The following is a 19,643-nucleotide window of genomic DNA, read 5'->3' on the forward strand; positions in this document are numbered from 1 at the left end:
CAACACAGTAGAGATGCGAAGAATGACAGTAGAGGACATCCCAGAGGTATATACGATTGAAGTGCATTCATTTACAGCGCCTTGGAAAAAAGAGTCGTTTGTCTATGAAATTCTCCATAACCAATACAGCCATTATTTCCTCATTGAAGAAGATGGTCAGCCTGTTGGATATTGCGGCGTTTGGATTGTCATGGATGATGCACAAATTACGAATATTGCGATTCTCCCTGAGCACCGGGGAAAAGGATACGGGGAAGCGCTGCTTCGGTATGTCATGGAATTTTGCAAAGAAAAAAAGACAGATCATCTTTCACTAGAAGTGCGGGTATCAAATACGCCAGCACAATCCCTTTATGAAAAGCTAGGTTTTAAACCAGCTTCTATTCGAAAGAATTATTATACGGATAACGGGGAAGATGCATTAGTCATGTGGGTGAAGATAAATGAGTGAAAAAAAAGATCGATTCATATTAGGTATAGAAACAAGCTGTGACGAAACAGCTGCGTCCATTGTGAAAAATGGGAAAGAGATCGTAGCGAATGTTGTCGCCTCACAAATAGAAAGCCATAAACGATTTGGCGGCGTGGTACCAGAAATCGCTTCAAGGCATCATGTGGAACAAATGACGATCGTATTAGAAGAAGTTATGACGCAGGCCAATATGACCTTTCAGGATTTAGATGCCATTGCTGTGACAGAAGGTCCAGGCTTAGTTGGTGCACTTTTGATAGGTGTCAATGCAGCCAAAGCACTGAGTTTCGCACATCAAATTCCGCTTGTAGGTGTTCATCATATTGCTGGACACATTTATGCGAACCAGCTCGTTGGTGAACTGGTGTTTCCTTGTTTAGCTCTAGTCGTCTCTGGTGGGCATACTGAGCTTGTTTTGATGAAAGAGCATGGGTCTTTTGAGGTCATTGGCGAAACGTTGGATGATGCGGCTGGAGAAGCGTATGACAAAGTAGCTCGGACAATGGGTCTGCCATATCCAGGGGGACCTCACATTGATCGATTGGCACATGAAGGGGAGCCAACGATTAAGCTTCCTCGAGCATGGCTTGAAGAAGGATCCTATCAATTTAGCTTCAGCGGTTTAAAATCAGCGGTCATCAACACATTACACAATGCGTCTCAAAAGGGCGAAACCATTGCGCCTGAGGATTTGGCTGCAAGTTTCCAAGAAAGCGTGATTGAGGTGCTAGTCGGAAAGACATTAAAATCGGCTGAAGCGTATGGTGTGAAACAAGTCGTTCTAGCTGGCGGGGTTGCTGCCAATAAAGGTCTTAGAGAAGCTCTTACTTCAGCATTTGCGAAGCTACCTGAAGTGAATGTCATGATTCCGCCATTGTCTCTTTGTACAGACAATGCAGCCATGATTGCTGCTGCGGGAACCATTGCATTTGAAAAGGGAATAAGAGGCGACATGGCAATGAACGGTCAACCTGGACTGCCGCTTGTTTCCTATGAATAAGAACTCCTGTGGATATACAGGAGTTTCAGCGTGTAGACAAACCCTCGCATTCGGTGTCAGTCCTGCGTGCTGGTGCTCACGAATATCAAATTCGCTCCGCGCCAGTACTCGTCCTTCCTAGACTGTAAAGGTTTTCTATCACGCTGAGCTGAAAAGAAGACAAAGGGCTAAAATAAAATTCATTTTATCCCTTTGTCAACAATTTGGAACTCCTGTGGACACACAGGGGTTTTTTCTATTGAAATGAAAGCGATTTATTCACATGTAAACGTTATATATCCACAATTGTTAGAAAATTCGTTTTAAAATGAAGAGAATGTGTATAAATGTGATCTTTTATGTGGATATGTGATTAAAATACTGTGGATAAAGTGGATAACTTTAAAATATTTAAGAATAATCAAGATGTTATTGTGGGTATCATTGTGGATAAAGATTCACACCTTAAAAAAAGAGCACCCGTTAGGGCACTCTTTATGCATCTGATAGATCTTCCCATTCCGCAAAAAGTGATTCCATCTCTTGATTGAGCGCATCATTTTCTGTTTGAATGGCTTGTACTTTCTCGTGATCTTGGAAAATAGCAGGATCACATAGAAGCTCTTCGTTTTCACCGAGCTTGTCTTCTATGACAGCGATACGCTCTTCAATTTCTTCAATTCGGCGCTGCTTTTGTCTTTCTTTCTTTTTAAGTTCTTTCTCTTCTGCATAGGAAAGTTTTGCTGTTTCTACTGGTTTTTCTGCTTGTTTTTTATGCGACTCCTGAGTTTGGAGTGCTTCAAGCTCTAATTGTTCGTTTTTCTTTTCAAGATAATAGTCGTAGTCACCGAGGTATTCTTTTGTTTCATTTGGTGACAACTCGAGAACTTTTGTTGCCAGGCGATTGATAAAGTAACGGTCATGTGAAACAAACAAGATGGTGCCTGGATAATCTATTAGTGCATTCTCTAATATTTCCTTACTGTCCAAATCAAGATGGTTCGTCGGCTCATCGAGAATGAGGAAATTGGCTTTTTGGAGCATCAGCTTTGCCAGTGCAAGTCGTGCTTTTTCTCCACCACTTAAAGCATGTACAGGCTTTAAGACGTCATCACCTGAAAAAAGGAAGTTTCCTAAACAAGTCCGAATGTCTTTTTCAGTCATATGGGGATAATCATCCCAAAGTTCATTTAACACTTTCTTGGAGGATGTCAGCTTGGCTTGTTCCTGATCATAGTAGCCAATCGTCACATGAGAACCAAAGCTGATATCGCCTTTTACTGGTTTTAACGTATCCGTTAAGGTTTTTAAAAGAGTTGATTTCCCGATACCGTTAGGACCGATGAGTGCCACGCTATCCTCCCGTTTAATATGAAAAGAGAGGGAGGAGAGGAGCGGCGTTTTTTCATCGTAACTAATATCGAGATCATGCACCTTCAGCACGTCATTTCCGCTTTGTCTCATAATATCGAAATGGAAGTTTGCGGATTTTTCATCTCCTAACGGCTTATCTAAACGATCCATCCGTTCCAGCTGTTTCCTTCTGCTTTGAGCACGCTTTGTGGTGGAGGCTCTTGCTAAGTTGCGATCCACGAAATCTTGAAGCTTCGAAATTTCTTCTTGCTGTTTTTCATACAGCTTCATATCACGCTCTAGCTGCTCAGCTTTTTGATCAAGATACTTACTATAGTTCCCAGCGAACTTTTTCATCGCTGTTCTTGACACTTCATATACATGGTTCACGACTTTGTCTAAGAAGTATCGGTCATGGGAAACGATGAGAATGGCTCCTGTATAATTTTGCAAATACTGCTCAAGCCATGATAAGGTATCAATATCTAGATGGTTGGTTGGCTCATCCAAAATCAAGAGTTCTGGTTTCATCAATAATAGCTTTCCAAGCGCTAGACGAGTTTTCTGACCGCCGCTTAAGGATTGGACGGTTGTATGATCTTCAAAATGACTAAAGCCGAGTCCGTGTAAAATGGAGCGGACATCTGCTTCATATTGGTAGCCGCCTTGATCTTTAAATGCTTGCTGCAGCCTGTCATAGGTTTTCATTAGAGAATCTAATTCTGTTCCTGTGGAAGAAGCCATTTTCTCTTCTATGGTTCTCATCTCTTGTTCCATTTCTTTTAAATGATCGAAAACGGATAGTAGTTCGTCTTTTAGCGTACGTGTAGACGTCACATCTGTATGCTGTGCTAGATATCCAATAGATAGGTCTTTCGGTTTGATGATCTCACCTTGTTCGTAAGACATTTGACCGGCAATGATTTTTAAAAGCGTGGATTTTCCTGCACCGTTACGACCGACAATGGCAATACGATCCCTCGCTTTGACTTCCAATTTTATATTCGTTAAAACGGTATCAGCGCCAAACGATTTGGACAGCTGATTCACTTGTAGAATCATCATGTAACTTCACCTCTGCTATAATATGTTAAGTGTAGCTTATCAGCAGTAAACCGGCAAATCTTACATACGGCTGCCATGGTCAAATGAAAGACAGATAGGAAAAAATAGTGTATGATTTGAGTGAGGGAGCGTTGAAAGATGAGTCAATTTAGCCACTTTAACGAACAAGGAAGAGCAAAGATGGTCGACATTAGTGACAAATCGTCTACAGTGAGAACTGCCGTTGCTGTTTCAAGCGTTCGTATGATAAAAGAAGTATTTCATCAAATACAAAAGCATGACATTGGAAAAGGGGATGTACTATCTGTCGCACAGGTAGCTGGCATCATGGCAGCAAAGCAAACATCTACTATCATTCCAATGTGCCATCCGCTTGCATTAAAAGGTGTCGATATCTCCTTTGATTGGGAGGAAGACGGAAATGCGTACATTCTGAACATACAAGTACAAGTGAAAACAAAAGGAAGTACGGGTGTGGAGATGGAAGCGCTCACTTCTGCCTCAGTATGTGCACTGACCGTTTATGACATGTGCAAAGCAATAGACAAAGGGATGATCATCGGCCCGACCTATCTAGTAGAAAAAACAGGCGGGAAAAACGGTGATTTTCACAGAGCATCTGATATTTAAGTTGGAGGATCTTATATGAATATAGACCAGTCAAAAATTCCACAAGCGACAGCCAAACGTTTGCCGCTTTACTACCGTTTTTTAAAAAATCTGCATGCATCAGGAAAACAAAGGGTGTCATCGGCAGAGCTTAGTGATGCAGTCAAAGTGGATTCTGCCACCATTCGCCGAGATTTTTCTTACTTTGGTGCACTTGGGAAGAAAGGGTATGGCTATAACGTCGATTACCTCTTGACCTTCTTTAGAAAGACCCTTGACCAAGATGAAATGACGAATGTTATGCTCATCGGTGTCGGGAACTTAGGGACTGCTTTTTTACATTATAATTTCATTAAAAATAATAATACAAAAATTTCAATGGCTTTTGACGTCAATGAGAGTAAAATAGGAAGTGAGATAGGCGGCGTGCCTGTCTATGATTTGGATAAGCTTGAAGAGCATGTGAAAGAGGTAGGAGATATTCCTGTTGCGATTTTGACAGTGCCTGCCGTAGCAGCTCAATCCATTACAGATCGTTTGATTGCCCTTGGCATCAAAGGAATCCTTAACTTTACGCCGGCTCGATTGAATGTGCCGGAACACATTCGAATTCATCATATAGATTTGGCGGTTGAACTTCAGTCTCTTGTGTATTTCTTAAAGCATTACTCTGTTACACAGGAGGACTGACGAAAAGGGGTAAAGGGGGTGGAGCAAATGGGTCCGATCGGTCCTGGAAGTTTGGTTCTGATTGCGGTTGTTGCGCTCATTATTTTTGGGCCGAAAAAGCTTCCTGAATTAGGAAGAGCAGCAGGAGATACATTACGTGAATTCAAAAATGCCACAAAAGGTTTAGCTGATGATCAGGAAGAAAAAAAGAAAAAAGAAGATCAGTAGAATAGGATGAGCTTCATGAATGTCAAAGATATGCCGCTTATGGAGCATATTGTGGAACTGCGAAAACGTTTAGTGATCATTGCGATGTTTTTTGTCACCTTTATGGTGGCAGGTTTTTTTCTCGCTAAGCCGGTCATTGTGTATTTACAAAATACCGATGAAGCGGCCACACTGACATTGAACGCATTTAAGCTCACAGATCCACTGTACGTGTTTATGCAGTTCGCTTTTGTCATTGCTCTTGTTTTGACGTGTCCCGTAATTTTATATCAGCTTTGGGCGTTTGTGAGTCCTGGCTTATATGAAAAAGAAAGAAAGGTGACACTTGCTTATATTCCGATTGCACTGCTTTTATTTTTGAGCGGTGTGGCTTTCTCTTATTTTATTTTGTTTCCGTTTGTCGTCGACTTTATGATGCGGATGTCAAATGATTTACATGTGGAGCAAGTGATTGGGATTCATGAGTATTTTACATTTCTGATGCAGTTAACACTTCCATTTGGCTTTTTGTTTCAGATGCCTGTCGTGTTGATGTTTCTCACTAGACTTGGCATCATTACACCGATGTTTTTATCGAAAATACGGAAGTATGCCTATTTTGTCCTCCTTGTCATTGCCGCACTTATTACACCGCCAGAGCTCGTTTCTCACCTCATGGTTACCTTGCCAATGCTCGTTTTGTATGAAGTGAGTATTGTCATTTCAAGAGTGACCTATCGCAAAATGCAGCAAACAGAGACAGAGGAGAAAGAAAATGATGTTGTCTCATAAAAAAGCATCGTGATCCAAATAGGGATCACGATGCTTTTTCTATTGCGAAAGAAATTGATTGATTGCTTGAAAGAGATGCTCATAATAGGCAGGTTCATGCGGGACAAAATCATGTACACGGACCTCTCTCTTTTCCTCACGTCGCTTGCCGTCTGCATCCACTTCAAAGCCCTCGATTTTCATTTTTTCGCATTCTCTACTTAAAAGCTGCTGTGCATCCATCAGCCTTGCTCTATAAAGTCCAGCAACTTCTTCTTTCTGTAGATGGACATCCATGTGCTCTTTTTGATCCATATAAAGATACACATGGCAAAACTCACGATCGGTAAACGAAGGCAGATGGATTTCATCTTTAATGACACCAGCAAAGGTAAGGTTCTCAAACGAGATGGAGAGACCAAGCTCTTCTTCGACTTCTCTGATGCCATCAGAAGGCTGTTCATCTGCGAGAAGGTGGCCTGCTGCTGTGATATCAAATAGAGAAGGGAAATCCTTTTTGGAGGGACTCCTCAGCTGAAAATAGAGAAACACTGTGTCATCTTCCTTTTTTAAAAGCCAGAAATGAAAGGTTTCATGCCAAAGGCCCTCAGCATGGATATCAGATCGAGCGGCTGTACCAATCGTTTCATGCTGATTGTTCATGATGTTCAGTTTTTCGTGTTCCATCAAAACATGACCTCCATAAAAAAACCATTTTCCAAACGGCGGAAAATGGTTTTTGGTTTATTTTTGCTGCTGTTTTTTCATTTTGACAGAAAAAGCAAACATTTTTAACGCGATATTAATATTATAGGCCGCAAACACCATCAGCAAAATGCTGTAAAATGACCACATGTCACCTGGATTTTGAATGGCCATATAGGTGAACGCCACACCTACGGCAAAATAAATAATGCCCCATACGACAGGGTTTCTCATGAGAAAAAGCCTCCAATAATCATTTGCATTGTTTGAGATTGTTCTTCAATCATTTTTCTTACTGGCTCAATCTGCACAAGGATCACGAGCGAATTCATCAGCATATGAGCACCGATTGGCACAATGATTCGTTTTGTTTTCGCATATAAAAAGGCAAATGTAAAGCCCATTGCGGTATATAGAAAGAAGTGGGGAAAATCAGAGTGTGCAGCAGCGAAAAATACTGAACTCACAAGTGCTCCAATAAAAAAATTCGTTCTTTCATAAATTACACCAAACATGATTTTTCGGAAAACAATTTCTTCAAGTATTGGTCCAATCAGTGAAATAATGATAACAAGAAAAGGAAAAGCATCCATAATAGATAAAATATTTTGCGTGTTTTCTGACTCACGGCCAATGCCGAATGCATATTGTTCAATTATGCCTGCAATCGATTGCGTGAAAAGAGAAAGAAAGAAACCGCCAATGATCCAGGCGATAGCAGACCCTATGGAAACCGGTGCTTCATTTCGCAGTGAAGCTTTTGGGACGGTTCGAAGGATGAGCAGAATAATAATCAATCCGATACAGAAACTGATGATTGTCCACGTTCCTGATAATTTTGAAAGCTCTGTTTGAGTCATCGGTGATTGGATGAATCCCAGCCATTTCATCATGAGAAAATAAGGAAACGCAGATACCTGTACCAATATATACGTTAAGATGATGTACCAATATTGTTTTTTCAAGTAACGAAAACCCCTTTACTAAAAGAACTAGATTTATTGTAACACAAGTCTTCTTTTTCGTTGAAAAGGAAAGAATCGGTGATAAAAAAAGATCATGAAAGCGTAAAAAATTTTAAAGGTTTTTACTTGAAATTACAGAAGACATTCTTTATTATAATAAATGTGTTAGCACTCGTTGATGATGAGTGCTAAAAAAGACTACATATAAAAATTGAGGAGGTTGTTTCTTATGTTAAAGCCATTAGGCGATCGCGTAATCATTGAACTCGTTGAATCTGAGGAAAAAACCGCTAGCGGTATTGTCTTACCGGATTCTGCAAAAGAAAAACCGCAAGAAGGTAAAATTGTTGCAGCAGGTTCAGGTCGTGTACTTGAAAGTGGTGAGCGCGTTGCGTTAGAAGTAAACACAGGCGACCGCATTATCTTCTCAAAATATGCAGGCACTGAAGTGAAATATGAAGGAAAAGAATATTTAATCCTTCGTGAAAGCGACATTTTAGCTGTTATTGGTTAATCACATAAACAAAGATTGAGATATATTTCTAAAAAGACTGAGGAGGTTTCGTTATTATGGCAAAAGATATTAAGTTCAGTGAAGAAGCACGTCGTGCGATGTTACGTGGTGTAGATGCACTTGCAGATGCTGTAAAAGTAACTTTAGGACCTAAAGGACGTAACGTGGTTCTTGAGAAAAAATTCGGTTCTCCACTTATCACAAATGATGGTGTAACGATTGCAAAAGAAATCGAATTAGAAGATGCATTTGAAAACATGGGTGCAAAACTTGTGGCAGAAGTTGCAAGCAAAACAAACGATGTAGCTGGTGACGGTACTACTACTGCAACGGTTCTAGCTCAAGCGATGATCCGTGAAGGTCTTAAAAACGTAACAGCTGGTGCAAACCCTGTTGGCGTGCGTAAAGGGATCGAAGAAGCAGTGAAAGTAGCACTTGAAGGCTTGCATGAGATTTCTAAACCAATCGAAGGTAAAGAATCAATTGCTCAAGTTGCGTCTATTTCTGCAGCAGATGAAGAAGTCGGCAGCCTCATTGCGGAAGCGATGGAGCGTGTAGGAAACGACGGCGTAATCACAATTGAAGAATCTAAAGGTTTCACAACTGAGCTTGAAGTGGTTGAAGGAATGCAGTTTGACCGTGGATACGCTTCACCATACATGGTAACTGATTCTGATAAGATGGAAGCGGTTCTTGAAAATCCTTACATCTTAATCACTGATAAAAAGATCACAAACATTCAAGAAATCCTTCCTGTACTTGAGCAAGTCGTACAACAAGGAAAACCATTATTGATCATTGCTGAAGATGTAGAAGGCGAAGCACTTGCAACACTTGTTGTGAACAAACTTCGTGGAACATTCAACGCAGTGGCAGTAAAAGCACCTGGATTCGGTGATCGTCGTAAAGCAATGCTTGAAGACATCTCTGTTCTAACTGGCGGAGAACTCATCACTGAAGACCTAGGACTTGACCTGAAATCAACTGAAATTGGTCAGCTTGGCCGTGCGTCTAAAGTGGTTGTTACAAAAGAAAACACAACCATCGTAGAAGGCTCAGGAGATTCTGCTCAAATCGCAGCACGTGTGAACCAAATCCGTGCGCAAGTAGAAGAAACCACTTCTGAATTCGATAAAGAAAAATTACAAGAACGTCTTGCAAAACTAGCTGGCGGCGTTGCTGTCATCAAAGTTGGTGCTGCAACTGAAACAGAACTAAAAGAACGTAAACTACGCATCGAGGATGCACTGAACTCAACTCGTGCAGCAGTTGAAGAAGGTATCGTATCCGGTGGTGGTACAGCACTTGTGAATGTATACAACAAAGTCGCTTCCATCGAAGCTGATGGTGACGTTCAAACAGGTGTCAACATCGTTCTACGTTCTCTTGAAGAGCCAATTCGTCAAATCGCTCACAACGCAGGTCTTGAAGGATCAGTCATCGTTGAGCGCTTGAAAAACGAAGAAATTGGCGTAGGCTTCAACGCAGCAACAAACGAATGGGTAAACATGATCGAAAAAGGAATCGTTGACCCAACAAAAGTCACTCGCTCTGCACTTCAAAACGCAGCTTCTGTAGCAGCTATGCTTCTTACAACTGAAGCAGTCGTAGCTGACAAACCAGAAGAAGGCGGCTCAGGCGGCGGAATGCCGGATATGGGCGGAATGGGTGGCATGGGTGGAATGATGGGGTGACACGTTCAACACTGAAAAGGTGTTGCCTTAATGGTTGACAAAAACCATTTTGAGAATTGACAGTATCGAAGGATCAAATGAGAGGAGTAACGACCTCGAAGGGTCCTCCCTAATACTCCGATGTGCGTCTATATACGATAAAATATAGGGGTTCAAAGCTCGGTGAAGTCGGCAGAGAGCGACTCCTAACTGATAATGCAGAGGAAATGTGCTCAGAGGTGAGTAAGGTCGTGATATGCCGGGGGTCTATAAAATATCTATGTCTAGAATGACAAAAAGTCTGACGAAGTTCCGAATGTACGGGTCTAAAGGAATGAGTATCTGAAAAGACGCTTTCCCTTAATGGGGATGTATGAAAGGTCTAGTAAACATTTTAGTTGTGAAAAACCTCATATCATAAATGGTGATATTGTTCATACAGGCTTAGAGGAACGGACTAAGGGTATATGAAGATAACTATGGTTAGAATTCCAACATGGATGACGAAGTTTCCGAATGAACGTGTCTATACCGCCGAGGGGTAGAAATGCCCCTCGTTCTTATTTGGAATGTTTATGGGGTGTATGTACTTCATCATGGTAAAAGCCCTATCCGAGTTACAGGCTTGGATGTATAAACAGGCACAAAGGAAACGACCTACAGGTTATGTATGAAACAGATAGAACTGTCGAAACGTGGTAAGCTAGTAGTGGAATAGAGTATATCGACTCGTGATTAACCATTTTCTAAGGAAAGTAGACTATCCAAGTATATATAACTTAGATTAATACTAGTGAAAGTAGTGGCACAGTACCTATGAAACACTGATAATAAGGTGCGGAGGGATAGCCACAAGTCGTATAACTTTGACAAATTCAATTTTTACAAATTTAAATCGTATTCATAAGGTTCTGGTGAGACTAAGAGAGAACTTTGCCACCATATAGGGGGGTGAAGGTCGACTTATGACAGCCATCCAATCGCAACAAGAAATGAAAAAGAAAAATCAGTTAAGGTACAATGAGTATTACGATACTCAACATATCTTTGATGAATTATATCAGAAGGGCAAAGCAAGAAAAATTCTTAAAAACTTGTTACCGATTATCATCACAGAACAAAACATATTGTTGGCTTACAGGACGATCAAACGTAATAACGGTAGTAAAACAGCAGGGGTTAATGGTCACACAATTGACTATTGGGCGAATAAGAGTAGTAAAGACCTAATAACATATATTCGTAGGCGGTTAGCCAATTATACACCGCAAGCTGTTAGACGGGTGTATATCCCAAAAGGTAACGGTAAGACTCGCCCGCTAGGAATACCTACCATAGAAGATCGTCTAATACAACAATGTATAAAACAAGTTTTAGAGCCTATCTTAGAGAGTAAATTTCATTTTAACAGTTATGGGTTTCGACCGAACAGACGAGCTGAACACGCTATATCTACACTGGCAAGATTTGTGAATGTATCAAAGACACATTTTGTTGTGGATATAGACATAAAGGGTTTCTTCGACAACGTTAATCATGGAAAGTTACTAAAGCAACTATGGACTTTAGGAATCCACGATAAACAACTGTTGAGTATAATTTCAAAACTGTTAAAAAGCGAAATACAGAGTGTTGGCTTCCCCGAAAAAGGAACTCCACAGGGAGGTATTTTATCACCACTACTATCTAATGTCGTGTTAAACGAGTTAGATTGGTGGTTAAGTGACCAGTGGATGACTTTTAAAACAAGAACGAAGTACTTTGATCGGGGTGGGAAAGACAACGCCACACGATATAAAGCTCAACGAGATAGAAGCAGACTAAAAGAATTTTATTTTGTCCGATATGCTGACGATTTCAAAATAGTATGTAGAGACTTAAACACAGCAAAAATCATGTATCGAGCTACAGAGTCGTGGTTAAAAGAACGATTAGGATTGGAAATCAGTCCTGAAAAGTCAAAAATCACAAATCTGCGTAAATCACCCACAGAATTTTTGGGTTTCAAGATAATAGCGCACAAAAAAGGGAGTAGATATGTAGCACATTCTAATATGTCTGATAAGGCATTTAGAAACGCACAAAAACTCTTAGCCGAAAGACTAATTGCAATACAAAAACATCCTACACCACAGAGTGTTGGGAAGTACAACTCCACAGTCTTAGGCATCCAAAACTATTACAAAATAGCAACACATGTCAGTTTGGATATGAACAAATTAGCGCATCGTTTGGCGACAAAGATTAGAAATAGACTTAAAAATATTAGGTCAAAAACAGGACGAACAAGCAAAGCATATGACAAGATTTACAAAAATAATTATAAGAAGGTTTTTGTACTCGGAATCGCATTGTTCCCGATAGGAGACAGAAAGACTTCACCTCCACAGGGGTTCAATCGAGACATATGCAATTATACGGTCGAAGGTAGGAAATTGGTTCATGATTCTCTGAAGAATCAAGACATGTGGCTGATTCACTATCTAATGCATAACCCGATACCTAATATGAGCGCAGAATACAATGATAACCGCATATCAAGATATGTAGGTCAGAATGGTAAATGTGCCATAACAGGTTCACTACTTGTCGTTGGAGATATGGAATGTCACCATATTCTACCGAAAGCTAGTGGGGGCAGTGATAAATATGAAAATTTGGTATTTGTTTCGACCAACGTCCACAAACTAATCCATGCCAAGAATAACGAGATCATTACGAAATACATGACTATGTTGAACCTTAACAAAAAGCAATTGGCTAAACTTAACAAGTTGCGTAAGAGTGCTGGAAACGATAAATTGGATTAGATAAGTTATACGATGGAACGCCGTATGAGGTGAAAGTCTCACGTACGGTGTGGAGCAGGGGAAAAGGTGGAGAGCTGTGACTCAAAGCCTTACCTATTGCTATTAACACCCCTCGAAAACCCCTTGAAATATAGGGGTTTTTGTTTTGTCTATTTTTTGGTTAAGAGCGTTAAATGAATTGAAACTTTCACCGCTTTACATCCGTTAACTAAAGAGACAGTGATTTTTTTGGTTTTATCTAACATAAAGAGATGAGATGATTTTAAAAGAAAAGCGGTGATCATATGGGCTTTACGACTTGGGTGGCGATTATTGTTGCACTGGCTGTCGTGTTTGGATTGTTTGGATCGAAGAGGCGTGATAAATAAGAGGTTGAACCCACTTCCAGAGAGGAAGTGGGCTTTTTATTGCATATACAATATTCATGAGCTATACTAATTTTTAAAATTTATGTAAATACAATAAAAAAGAGGCGTGATAAATGAAAGAAATTTTGCGGGAGATTGGCGTGATTGCTCGGGCGCTTGATTCAATTAGTAATATTGAATTTAAAGAGTATGATTTAACGAAGGGGCAGTATTTGTATCTTGTGCGTATTTGTGAGGAGCCTGGCATCATTCAGGAGAAACTAGCGGAGATGATCAAGGTAGATCGAACAACGGCTGCCCGGGCTATTCAAAAATTAGAGCTGCATGGTTTTATTCAGAAGAAAGATGACTCAGTGAATAAAAAAATCAAGAAGCTGTTTCCAACTGAGAAAGGGAAAGTCGTCTATCCAATGATCAAACGAGAACATGATCATTCAAATCGGGTAGCGCTGGATGGATTTTCTGAAGAGGAAGCGGAACAGATTTATGAGTATCTTCTAAGGGTGCGAAAGAATATCGAAAAAGATTGGGAAGATGTGAAAAAAGGCAAAAAGAGAAGCTACTAATTAAATAAGGGGGGAAGGGAACATGCATGTACCATCATTTTTTCAAGTGAAAGATATGGAGAAAATCAAATCATTTATTCAATCTCATTCATTTGCTACAGTTGTGACGACAACGAATGAAAAGCCCATTGCGACACATATTCCAGTGAGTTTTCATCAAATTGGCGATTCGTATGTGATCTCAGGGCATATGGCGATTGGAAATCCTCAGTGGAAAACGTTTGAAGAGAACGAGAAGGTGCTCGTCATTTTTCAAGGGCCGCATGCCTACATATCCTCTTCATGGTATGAGAAAGAAGCCGTACCGACGTGGAATTATCAAGCTGTACATGTATATGGAAAGGCTGCACTGCTCGAAAAATCAGAACTGGTCAAGGAATTAACAGCGATGCTGGAGACATATGAAAGTCATAGAGATCAGCCAGTGTTATGGGATACGTTGTCTGAGGAAATGCTAGAGAAACAAATGAAAGGGATTGTGGGCTTCAAAATCATCATTGATGAAGTTCAAGCTGCTTTTAAGTTAAGTCAAAATCGCCATGAAAGAGATTATGCTCGCATTATTGAACAGCTGGAAGCAGAGGGTGAAGTGGAAATGGCGGCTGCGATGAAAAAGAGAGAAGAGAATATATGAAAAAAGCACTCTGAAGAAAAAGAGTGCTTTTGTTGTTATCCTTTTATGTTTAAATATTCTTCAAGGGTTTTACCGCTCTTATTTACTTTTTTCGCATTGGTTGATCCGAGGTATCTGAGGTGCCATGGTTCATATTGATAGCCTGTCACTTTTTCTTTACCTTTCGGATAACGGATGATAAAACCAAATTCATGGGCATGTTTGGCCAGCCATTTCGCTTCTTTTGTATTGGCAAAAGAATCTTCAGCCCAATGTTTTGAATTGGCACCGCCGATATCAAAAGCAAGGCCGGTTTGATGTTCGGAATAGCCTGGTCTTGCGCTAAATCGATCTGCTTGTTTTTTGCCATGAGAGGCGACGTAATTGTTGTACAAGACACGCTGACGGTCGTATGAACGGAAGGTGCTAAAAGCGGTGAGTCGGATGTTTGCTTTTTTTGCTTTCGCGATCATAGCGTTTACTGCTTTTCTCGCTTGTTTGTTTTCTCCGGGATTGTATGAAGATGGGAGTCTATGTTTCTTATTCACAACCAATATCCCTTTTACATACGTACCTGGCGTTTTAGTGGAAGGAGCAGCATATGAAGCTGGTGAGCTTTTGCCTGCTTTTTTGATATATTGAGAGCTGACGTAACCCGTCTTTCCTTTATACTTTGTTTGAATCCATGAACCATTCTTTTTAAGATAAGGAATCCTTTTCCCTTTTGGAATGGTCAATATCACTGAATATGTTGTTCCAGGTCCCTTGCGAAGATGAACATTCGCTGTTGTCACGTATTTCGGTGCGGCTGCTTTTGCGACTGGTGTCGCATGAGTCATGTGTAAAAAGGGCAGCTGGACAGGAAAGATTCCAAGCCCAAGTACGAGAACCACACTGACAATAATTCCTTTGATCCACGGGTGCTTCATCTTCATTTCTCTCATCCCTTTCAATCTACTAACATACATATATTGAGATAGATTGAAATAAAGTGCAATGGTTTTTTTATGTCAATTGAGCTTGAATCATATCATTTGGTTCTTTTTTTGTTTAAAATTACATAAAAAAATCCACTATTTCCATAAAAAATCAGATGAATTCCTTATAATAAAAGTATCTGAGAACGGGGAGTGAGTCGAGATGGACCAAAACGTGCTGCAAATGGATCAAGACAGATCAGAGAATGAATTCGCGGTTCTTAATATATCTTCTAAAGAGATTGGTGCTCTATCAAAGGGAGTAGCGGAGCAGATTTTACAAACGGGAGATACGGACCGTATTCATCAGCTGATGTACGTTCCGATTGAAAAGAAAGAAGATTTGAATTGGCTGATCCAATGTGTTGGGGAGGCGCTAAAGAATGAAGTTGGTGATGACGTTGCACTAGAAGTAGCTGATTTGCTCTATTTCTTTGTCATTCCGTATTATGGGAAGTATATGTTGAAAGATCGTCATTTGTATGAGTATATCGATCATTTGCTGGTACGATTAGCATCTAGAACTCACTCGGATATTGACACACTGATTGATATCATAAGAGAAGATTTAAACGAAAATATACAATAAAAGAAGCTTGTAGAGCGACCCTCTACAAGCTTTTATATATCCACGTTATTCAGCAGGAACTGTTTTGACAGGCTCTTTTCTAAACACACCCATGCATCCTGCGATGAGGATTAATACAGCTGGAAGGATAAAGAACATAGAAATAGAAATAATACCACCAACAGCAGATACTAATAATAAAATCCCGCCAAGCTTTGCTTTTTTCTTCACGATAACAGATGCCACAATAGCAAGAATAGAGAAAAGCATCGCTGCCCAGCCTAATCCTGTGATTTGACTCGTACCTGATTCACTAAATGCGGCATCGAGTCCTCCAAAGGCAATGGCAAACATTGCACCGAAAAATCCAAAAATTCCTCCAATTAAGCCTAAAACAAATTCCGTTGTTCTTTTCATGATACTTTCCTCCGATATGTAAATAAGAATTATTGGTACTTAAGAACCAACACAATCTTACTCATCGGCATTCTTTTCACAATGTTAATAGTTTTGTTAAAAAAAACAAGAAAATCCATAAAGAATTTTCTTGTCCAATTACTGGGTTCTCTCCCAGGTAATCTTTGTTTCATTTGTTGTTTTCTTTCCTTTTGCCAGTACTTTTCCGTTTTCCTGTTTCACGGTAATGTTTAGGTCATAAAAGGAGTAGAGGGCGCCGAGGCTGTCATTTTCCGGTTTATGCAGGTTGTTTTCCTTTTCAGTGGATGCACCAATAGCTAGTGTTTTGGCAAAGTTCAAACCAATGACTTCAGCGTAATCACTATTGGTCTCAGATGAAGCTGTCACGTTTAAGGAAATGACTTTTTTCTTTTGATCAACGGTGATTGTTGTGTCTTTTACGAGCTTAGACTGCTCCATGACCTCTTTCGTTTCATTTTGAATGCGTTGATTAATCGTTGGAAGTGCCGTAGATTCTGTTTTTTCTTCTTTTGCCGTATTTGAGCAAGCTGCTAGGATAGAGAAGGTTGCAACAAGACTCATGAAAACAAGTAGACTTTTTCTCACGTTCTTTCTCCTTTGTTCTTCAAAGTATGTATGCTTATGTTACCACGAATCGATGTTTTGATTAAAAGAGAAGTGTTGATAAGCTGTGAACAATCAAAAGCACCCAAAGTTGGGTGCTCCAGCGTGTAGACAAACCCTCGCATTCGGTGTCAGGCCTGCGCGCCGGTGCTCACGAATGTCAAATTCGCTCCGCGCCGGTGCTCGCCCTTCCTAGACTGCAAAGGTTTTCTTGCACGCTGAAAAGAAGACAAAGAGCTAAAATAAAATCATTTTAGCTCTTTGTCAGCAATGTTGAAGCACCCAAAGGTGGGTGCTCATGTTTTATTGTGCTGAAAGGGTTGTACTAAGTGGGATAGACGAAATGACCGTGAATTTTGGAGTCGGAGCACCTGATTCTAGATTTTTGCGTAAAAGGGATGATTTGATGGTGCTGTCCCATTTTTTATAGACACTTCCAGATGTATTTGCACGAAGCTGTACATTAGAGAAACTTGCTTGCGAGTAGCTGTTTGTTCCATTATCTTGTACGCCATGTACCATTTTGACGACATCGAGGTCTTTCAGACGACTAGGATTGAAAACAGGCTGTTTATAACGCAGTTTTCCGTTGACGTATAGTGACACTGTGCCATCACCGTTGTTGATGAGCTTTAAGTTGACACGTGCACCATCTTTAATACTTGAATCGTATTCGCTGTTCCAATATTGACTGCCGCCTTGGGAGCCGCTGCCTAAAAAGACCTTATAGCCAGAAGATGTTTTTGAAATTCCGCTCTCAACAACGGCAGAACCGAGACCAAGATACCAGTCAGCATAACCATTTTTAATGGTGGCTGTTTTTGGCAGCACAATATCAGCCGAGATACCTGACCATTTGGCTTCATCCGTTTGTGTCACGATGGCGCCGTGACGAGGACCAGCCGCAGAGGCGGGAATACTTGAAAGCATCAAAACGAAGGTCAAACTTACACTCAAAACGATGAACCACTTTTTCATGAAAATTCCTCCTTATCTTTGATTCATTTCTATTATATAAAACGAAAGGGGAGGTCTACTTACGATGTTCTGGCTGTTTTTGGTGAAATTTATGAACAAAATCGGTCATTAAGTGGTCAACTTGTATTCGAATTGTAATGTGACTGTAAAATAACTGGGTGCATCTTCATGTATAATAGGGTCAGAAACCAAATACGGAGGATTTTTTAATGAATAAAAAGCTTATCGCGACAATCGTAACAGTAGCTAGTTTATTTTTAGCGTTTAGTTTCTCACATGGAGCAAGTGCAAAAAAAGTAAGCGGCAATATTACTTGGTATAATGGTGTCGGTAAAAAAGGCGCAGATGGAAAAAAACTCGGTCATTGGGATGCAGCAACAAAAATGGGATTTGACGTACCGAAAAAAGGTACAAAACTAAGAGTGACAACAAAAGCGAAACCACATAAAGTGATTACAGTATATAAATATGATGTAGGTAGAATGCCAAACGCAGTATTAGACGTAAGTCCGAAAGCATTCAAAGCACTTGGATATTCAACAAGTAAAGGTGTCGTCAAAGGGCATTACACTTATTAATACATAGGCATGCAAAGAAGCGGGAAAAGTTCATTTTCTGGCTTCTTTTCTTGTGGAGAGGGCCTGAAAGTCAATGAAAAAATCAACATGGTGGATCATCACAGTAATTGGAGTCGCAGTGATTGCGGCCGTTATTTTCTTCATGATGAAGCCTGGGCAAGAGGCGAAACAGGAAGGAAATGTGAAAACAAATCAAGATGCAAAAGACGAATTGCTTGTTTCTTTTACGGATCAAAAGTTAAACAATACTTATTACTTGCATGACAAGGCGCTTCATACAGAAAAACTGACAGCATATCCTTCAATTGCTTATGATCAGGCGAAACAGCTTTTATACTACACGTATACAGATGAAGACACACAAAAAGTAAGTATACGGGAATTGAATGTGAAAACGGATAAAGAAAAAACGCTCTTTACGAGTGACGATTCAATCGACAGTATGAGACTTTCTGGTGACGGAAAACAGTTATATCTAAGGTATAACAAGGATTCAGGTGAGCAATTTTATGTAGCGTCTTTTGATTTGAAAACACAGAAAGTGAAAGTGTTATATCCAGAAAAAAGTGATGATGATACGGTGAGTTCTTTTGCTTATGATCCAGCATCAAATCTGTTGGCCATTCAGCATTATTCGTTAAAAGAGGATTATAAAAAGACGGATGAGGCAAATGAAAAAGGAATGGATCCTGAACCAACGACCATGACAATTACCCTTCAAACAGGTGAGAAGGGTAAGCGAATTGCACGTATTTCTCAAACCATCAATGATATTTCTTTTTCACCAGATCATAAAAAACTAATTTATACAGAAGTGAAGGTTCGAAATGAGAAAGAAGTATCATCTATTAAGGTGATGGATGTAGATACAGGAAAAACGAAGACACTCGTTAAAAACAGCCAAGATGTGCGTATTTTAAGTGCTGCCCAGCCGCAATTTTCTGCGGATGGTACATCTGTTTATTTCTTAGGTGTTGCAAAGAACGCAAAGGAATTAAAGGATGACACAGGACGAAAGGCGAAGGTCAGAACCATTTTTGAATACGATATTAAGAAGAAAACAGTAGAAACCGCTTGGGAGAAAGAAGGCGGGATTGTTAACAATTTCACTGTCAATCGGTAAAAGATGCGCGTTCAGTTATTTCATATAACTGGACGTTTT

General features: G+C 40.1%; 22 protein-coding genes. 14 read left to right on the forward strand and 8 right to left on the reverse strand.

The window, feature by feature from the left end; genetic code table 11:
- Positions 1-22: 22 nt before the first annotated feature.
- Both rimI and tsaD read left to right on the forward strand, forming a co-directional pair.
- The gene (gene rimI / locus NST15_RS02970) at positions 23-451 is read left to right on the forward strand and encodes a ribosomal protein S18-alanine N-acetyltransferase (protein ID WP_008344382.1); all 429 of its coding nucleotides are present in this window, start codon (positions 23-25) and stop codon (positions 449-451) included.
- Positions 444-1,472, forward strand: a complete 1,029-nt coding sequence (tsaD, locus tag NST15_RS02975; RefSeq protein WP_336750498.1) for a tRNA (adenosine(37)-N6)-threonylcarbamoyltransferase complex transferase subunit TsaD — start codon at positions 444-446, stop codon at positions 1,470-1,472. The genes rimI and tsaD overlap by 8 nt, the downstream gene beginning before the upstream one ends.
- 474 nt (positions 1,473-1,946) lie before the next feature.
- Here the strand turns inward: tsaD and NST15_RS02980 are convergent, their stop codons facing one another.
- Positions 1,947-3,869: an ABC-F family ATP-binding cassette domain-containing protein gene (locus NST15_RS02980; protein ID WP_108611739.1), complete on the reverse strand. Its 1,923-nt coding sequence runs from the start codon at positions 3,867-3,869 to the stop codon at positions 1,947-1,949.
- 138 nt (positions 3,870-4,007) lie between these two features.
- Here NST15_RS02980 and moaC point away from each other — a divergent pair, with 138 nt between their 5' ends.
- The 4 genes from moaC to tatC are packed head-to-tail and all read left to right on the forward strand — an operon-like array spanning position 4,008 to position 6,146.
- Positions 4,008-4,499, forward strand: coding sequence for a cyclic pyranopterin monophosphate synthase MoaC (gene moaC, locus NST15_RS02985; RefSeq protein WP_029575453.1), 492 nt, complete (start codon positions 4,008-4,010; stop codon positions 4,497-4,499).
- A 15-nt stretch (positions 4,500-4,514) separates the two neighbouring features.
- A complete protein-coding gene (locus tag NST15_RS02990) occupies positions 4,515-5,168 on the forward strand; it encodes a redox-sensing transcriptional repressor Rex (protein ID WP_007496025.1) in 654 nt (217 codons plus the stop codon).
- Between the two features lie 27 nt (positions 5,169-5,195).
- Positions 5,196-5,375 carry a twin-arginine translocase TatA/TatE family subunit gene (locus tag NST15_RS02995; protein WP_008344374.1) on the forward strand — a complete coding sequence of 60 codons (180 nt, stop codon included), beginning with the start codon at positions 5,196-5,198 and terminating at the stop codon, positions 5,373-5,375.
- Between the two features lie 6 nt (positions 5,376-5,381).
- Positions 5,382-6,146: a twin-arginine translocase subunit TatC gene (gene tatC, locus NST15_RS03000; RefSeq protein WP_090756407.1), complete on the forward strand. Its 765-nt coding sequence runs from the start codon at positions 5,382-5,384 to the stop codon at positions 6,144-6,146.
- 39 nt (positions 6,147-6,185) lie between these two features.
- Here tatC and NST15_RS03005 read toward each other — a convergent pair whose 3' ends face one another.
- The 3 genes from NST15_RS03005 to NST15_RS03015 are packed head-to-tail and all read right to left on the reverse strand — an operon-like array spanning position 6,186 to position 7,795.
- Complete coding sequence (locus NST15_RS03005) at positions 6,186-6,812, reverse strand: NUDIX domain-containing protein (RefSeq protein WP_058214262.1); 627 nt, start codon at positions 6,810-6,812, stop codon at positions 6,186-6,188.
- A gap of 57 nt (positions 6,813-6,869) precedes the next feature.
- Positions 6,870-7,064 carry a YdiK family protein gene (locus tag NST15_RS03010; RefSeq protein ID WP_017366710.1) on the reverse strand — a complete coding sequence of 65 codons (195 nt, stop codon included), beginning with the start codon at positions 7,062-7,064 and terminating at the stop codon, positions 6,870-6,872.
- Entirely contained in the window at positions 7,061-7,795 is a 735-nt protein-coding gene (locus tag NST15_RS03015; protein WP_041093268.1) for a CPBP family intramembrane glutamic endopeptidase, read from the reverse strand. Before NST15_RS03015 ends, NST15_RS03010 begins: the two co-directional genes overlap by 4 nt.
- 229 nt (positions 7,796-8,024) lie before the next feature.
- Here NST15_RS03015 and groES point away from each other — a divergent pair, with 229 nt between their 5' ends.
- The 5 genes from groES to NST15_RS03040 all read left to right on the forward strand — a co-directional run bounded on the left by groES (position 8,025) and on the right by NST15_RS03040 (position 14,360).
- Positions 8,025-8,309: a co-chaperone GroES gene (groES, locus tag NST15_RS03020; RefSeq protein WP_003214120.1), complete on the forward strand. Its 285-nt coding sequence runs from the start codon at positions 8,025-8,027 to the stop codon at positions 8,307-8,309.
- Positions 8,310-8,365: 56 nt separating this feature from the next.
- Positions 8,366-10,003 carry a chaperonin GroEL gene (gene groL / locus NST15_RS03025; protein ID WP_342498838.1) on the forward strand — a complete coding sequence of 546 codons (1,638 nt, stop codon included), beginning with the start codon at positions 8,366-8,368 and terminating at the stop codon, positions 10,001-10,003.
- A gap of 944 nt (positions 10,004-10,947) precedes the next feature.
- Complete coding sequence (gene ltrA / locus NST15_RS03030) at positions 10,948-12,792, forward strand: group II intron reverse transcriptase/maturase (protein ID WP_342498839.1); 1,845 nt, start codon at positions 10,948-10,950, stop codon at positions 12,790-12,792.
- Between the two features lie 481 nt (positions 12,793-13,273).
- The gene (locus NST15_RS03035) at positions 13,274-13,726 is read left to right on the forward strand and encodes a MarR family transcriptional regulator (protein WP_035703494.1); all 453 of its coding nucleotides are present in this window, start codon (positions 13,274-13,276) and stop codon (positions 13,724-13,726) included.
- A gap of 22 nt (positions 13,727-13,748) precedes the next feature.
- Positions 13,749-14,360: an FMN-binding negative transcriptional regulator gene (locus tag NST15_RS03040; RefSeq protein WP_035703496.1), complete on the forward strand. Its 612-nt coding sequence runs from the start codon at positions 13,749-13,751 to the stop codon at positions 14,358-14,360.
- Between the two features lie 35 nt (positions 14,361-14,395).
- On the opposite strand, the gene NST15_RS03045 is transcribed toward NST15_RS03040, so the two are convergent.
- Positions 14,396-15,274, reverse strand: a complete 879-nt coding sequence (locus NST15_RS03045; RefSeq protein WP_035703499.1) for a D-alanyl-D-alanine carboxypeptidase family protein — start codon at positions 15,272-15,274, stop codon at positions 14,396-14,398.
- A 205-nt stretch (positions 15,275-15,479) separates the two neighbouring features.
- On the opposite strand from NST15_RS03045, the gene NST15_RS03050 reads away from it, so the two are divergent.
- Positions 15,480-15,905 (forward strand): hypothetical protein, encoded by a 426-nt coding sequence (locus NST15_RS03050; RefSeq protein ID WP_019743783.1) that lies wholly within the window; start codon positions 15,480-15,482, stop codon positions 15,903-15,905.
- A gap of 45 nt (positions 15,906-15,950) precedes the next feature.
- Here NST15_RS03050 and NST15_RS03055 read toward each other — a convergent pair whose 3' ends face one another.
- The 3 genes from NST15_RS03055 to NST15_RS03065 form a co-directional block, all read right to left on the reverse strand.
- Positions 15,951-16,301, reverse strand: coding sequence for a DUF4064 domain-containing protein (locus NST15_RS03055; protein WP_008344359.1), 351 nt, complete (start codon positions 16,299-16,301; stop codon positions 15,951-15,953).
- 138 nt (positions 16,302-16,439) lie between these two features.
- Positions 16,440-16,907 carry a hypothetical protein gene (locus tag NST15_RS03060; RefSeq protein ID WP_035703502.1) on the reverse strand — a complete coding sequence of 156 codons (468 nt, stop codon included), beginning with the start codon at positions 16,905-16,907 and terminating at the stop codon, positions 16,440-16,442.
- Between the two features lie 321 nt (positions 16,908-17,228).
- Positions 17,229-17,903 carry a hypothetical protein gene (locus NST15_RS03065; RefSeq protein ID WP_035703504.1) on the reverse strand — a complete coding sequence of 225 codons (675 nt, stop codon included), beginning with the start codon at positions 17,901-17,903 and terminating at the stop codon, positions 17,229-17,231.
- 209 nt (positions 17,904-18,112) lie between these two features.
- Between NST15_RS03065 and NST15_RS03070 the strand changes: the two genes are divergently transcribed.
- Complete coding sequence (locus NST15_RS03070; protein WP_008344356.1) at positions 18,113-18,481, forward strand: RlpA-like double-psi beta-barrel domain-containing protein; 369 nt, start codon at positions 18,113-18,115, stop codon at positions 18,479-18,481.
- 73 nt (positions 18,482-18,554) lie between these two features.
- A complete protein-coding gene (locus tag NST15_RS03075; RefSeq protein ID WP_243824934.1) occupies positions 18,555-19,604 on the forward strand; it encodes a hypothetical protein in 1,050 nt (349 codons plus the stop codon).
- Positions 19,605-19,643: the final 39 nt, after the last annotated feature.

The organism is Bacillus sp. FSL R5-0820 (assembly GCF_038593385.1).
Classification (GTDB): domain Bacteria; phylum Bacillota; class Bacilli; order Bacillales; family Bacillaceae; genus Bacillus; species Bacillus altitudinis.